The sequence below is a fragment of the Brucella oryzae genome (assembly GCF_041929965.1).
Lineage (GTDB): Bacteria > Pseudomonadota > Alphaproteobacteria > Rhizobiales > Rhizobiaceae > Brucella > Brucella oryzae.
The window spans coordinates 1-525 of sequence record NZ_JBHEEO010000084.1 but is presented as its reverse complement, the minus strand read 5'-3'; the positions used below and the strand labels follow the sequence as shown (position 1 = coordinate 525).

Sequence of the window (525 nt, the reverse complement as noted above, 5' to 3'; positions counted from 1 at the left end):
AAAGCAAAAGTTTTGACTGCCAGCCGGAAACCCATTCCGTCAATCACGAAAGACGTGGGCTATTCGTTGCGCTCACAGTTAACCGCCTTAGGTGAGTTCAGGTTTTCCTGCTCCTCCTAAAAGATTCGATTAAAAACCCATATGAAAGGTCACGAGCATGGATGCTCCGGGAACTTCGAAATTCAGAGACTTTGCGCGTATGCTGGCAGCGCGCAGTGTTCCTAATGGCATTTTGAACCGAAGCGCTGCGCTGCGCGGGACGCGCTTACTGGACCAGGCCGCCCGTGCCGCCAAATCCGGCAAACAACGTCCCTTTCAGATGGTAAATGTCGGCGCTTGCGACGGTGTTCTTTTCGATGACGTGACCCCCTGGCTCCACCGAATTCCCCGGTCCAAAGCAATTCTGGTCGAACCTGTACCGTATAACTTGATCAGACTGCGCAAAAACGTAAGCGGTCAGCCGATGGCGTTAGACTTGAAGTTCCAAGGCATAAGAGCTTCGATTTCGGTTACAGGCCAGCCTTG

Annotated in this window: 1 pseudogene; it reads left to right on the top strand. The window is 52.6% G+C overall.

Features of this window, described 5'->3' with window-relative positions:
* Positions 1-157: 157 nt before the first annotated feature.
* Positions 158-525, top strand: a pseudogene (locus tag JNC70_RS22840) (hypothetical protein); the annotation flags it as partial.